Origin of the sequence: Mesorhizobium sp. M7A.F.Ca.CA.001.10.2.1, from assembly GCF_003998575.1 — a bacterium.
GTDB lineage: Bacteria > Pseudomonadota > Alphaproteobacteria > Rhizobiales > Rhizobiaceae > Mesorhizobium.
This window is the reverse complement of record NZ_RZQY01000824.1, coordinates 1-2274: the sequence shown is the minus strand read 5'-3', so window position 1 is coordinate 2274 and position 2274 is coordinate 1. Positions and strand designations below refer to the sequence as shown.

Annotated in this window: 3 protein-coding genes; 2 read left to right on the top strand and 1 reads right to left on the bottom strand. The window is 65.6% G+C overall.

The window, feature by feature from the left end:
• Positions 1 to 786, bottom strand: a 786-nt coding sequence (locus EN964_RS32220; RefSeq protein WP_164776197.1) for an amidase, incomplete at its 3' end; no start/stop codon positions are given.
• A 152-nt stretch (positions 787 to 938) separates the two neighbouring features.
• Here EN964_RS32220 and EN964_RS32215 point away from each other — a divergent pair.
• Together EN964_RS32215 and EN964_RS32210 are read left to right on the top strand one after the other, a co-directional pair.
• Positions 939 to 1478 carry a sigma-70 family RNA polymerase sigma factor gene (locus EN964_RS32215; protein WP_127267227.1) on the top strand — a complete coding sequence of 180 codons (540 nt, stop codon included), beginning with the start codon at positions 939 to 941 and terminating at the stop codon, positions 1476 to 1478.
• Positions 1475 to 2203: an anti-sigma factor domain-containing protein gene (locus tag EN964_RS32210; RefSeq protein WP_127267218.1), complete on the top strand. Its 729-nt coding sequence runs from the start codon at positions 1475 to 1477 to the stop codon at positions 2201 to 2203. The genes EN964_RS32215 and EN964_RS32210 overlap by 4 nt, the downstream gene beginning before the upstream one ends.
• The last annotated feature ends 71 nt before the right edge of the window (positions 2204 to 2274 follow it).

Here is a 2274-nt window from a genome sequence, read left to right as displayed (position 1 = left end):
GTACACGGCCAGGCTGAGCTTGCCGGGGTCGCGCGCCGCGGCGGCCGCGAACGTGCCTTTCGGCGGCGGCGCGGCATAGGGCGACAGAGGATCGGACCCATGGGTGAGGTCGAGCAGCAGCGCGCAATCACGCACCGAACGGGTGAGCGCATGGTCGACGACCATGCCGTACCAGCTTTCGCTCACCAGCGGCGTCAGCGGTGTGCGGCCGCGCGACGTCTTCAGGCCGACAAGCCCGGTGCAGGCGGCAGGCACGCGGATCGAGCCGCCGCCATCGGAGGCATGTGCCACCGGCACTACGCCGGCTGCGACCAGTGCAGCCGCACCACCCGACGAGCCGCCGCTGGTGTGACCGGTGTTCCACGGATTGCGGGTGATGCCGAAGGCCCTGGATTCGGTCATCAATCGAAGCCCGTGCTCCGGCGATGTCGAGGTGACGATCGGGATAAGTCCGGCAGCGATGTAGCGGTCGGTCAGCACCGAATTGACATCGGCCAGCCATGCCGGAATGCGGCTGCCGCCATGCGTCGGCACGCCCCTGATGGCGATGCCGAGATCCTTGATGGCGAAGGGAACACCGGCCAGCGGCAGCGAAGGGTCGACGGTCTTGGCGCGGGCCCGCGCGGCATCGTAGAGCGGTTCGGCCGTGGCATTGATGTCGGGACGGGTGGCCTCGGCGCGGGCAATCGCGGCGTCGGTCAGCTCGACGGCCGAAACCTCGCCCTTGCGGACCAGATCGGCGAGGCCCGCGGCATCTTCTTCCCAAAGGATCCGTTCGACCGACATGCGCGCTCCCCCCATCACTGAGGGCAAGCTAGCCAGTGGCGATTCCATTGGCAATCGGTCGACGGACCCGGCTGGCGACACACAAAAGCTTAGGCGTGCACAAGGTTATTTCCGCCGTTGCAAATACATTGCAATCGCCTAACTTGCCGCGGATGACGCCGCAGGACATCACCAAGCTGATCGTCCGGACTTCGATGAAGGATCGGGCCGCGTTCGATCTGCTTTACCGGCAGACCAGCGCGAAACTTTTTGGCGTCTGTCTTCGTGTATTGAACGACCGGGGAGATGCGGAAGAAGCGCTACAGGAAGTCTTCGTCAAGATATGGACGAAGGCGGATCGTTTTGCCGTCTCCGATCTAAGCCCGATCTCCTGGCTGGTGGCAATTGCGCGTAATCATGCGATCGATCGCATACGAGCGCGGCGCAGGCCTGCCGCCGACATCGATGCCGCGCTCGACGTGGCCGATCCGGCGCCGGGGCCTGAAGCGATGGCGGTGGCGGGAGACGAATCCGAACGTATCCACCATTGTCTCGATGAGTTGGAGAAGGACCGGGCAGCCGCCGTCCGGGGCGCCTATCTCAAGGGCGAGAGCTATGCCGAACTGGCGGAGCGCCATGGCGTGCCGCTGAACACGATGCGTACATGGCTGCGCCGCAGCCTGTTGAAACTCAGAGAATGTCTGGAAAGATGACGCTGGCAGAAGACACAGGACCGGAACGTGGAGGCGACGACCTGCTCGCCGCCGAATACGTTCTCGGCGTGCTCGATGCCGACGAACGCCAGATCGTCGCCCGCCGCATCGATGCGGATACGGTTTTTGCTCGTCTTGTCGAGGGATGGGAGGTCCGTCTCTCACCGCTGGCCGCCGCCTACCCGGAAATCGAGCCGCCGGTTTCGGTGAAGACCGCGGTCGACCGCCGGCTGTTCGCGAACGCTGCCGCCGTGACCACGCCCGCCGAATCGCGCGGCGGCCTGTGGTCCAGCCTCGCTTTCTGGCGCGGCCTTGCCGCGGCTGCGGTTGCGGCACTGGCGATTTACATTGCCGTGCCAGTCCTCAACCCGCCGGTCGAGGAGCCGCAGGCGCGCCTCGTCGCTTCGCTGGCCGCCGAAGGCAGCGACGTCAGATATCTTGCCGTCTACGACGCCGCGCATCACGAAGTCGGCCTGTCGCATGTCTCCGGTGAGCGTGCTTCCGGCAAGGACTTCGAGCTGTGGATGATCGAGGGCAAGAACCCGCCGGTCTCGATGGGCGTCATTCCGACCGGTGCTACGGCACATATCGTCGTCTCGCCGGCGGCCCAGCAGAAGCTTGCCCAGGGCGCGGTGCTTGCCGTCAGCCTCGAGCCGTCAGGCGGTTCGCCGACCGGACAGCCGACCGGACCGGTGGTCGCCGCCGGCGACCTGAAGAGCATCTGACCGGCTCTTGGCGTCGCCAGACTCAAAATAGAGTACCTGAAGTGTATCTCCCACCTTCCACGCCCGTAGAC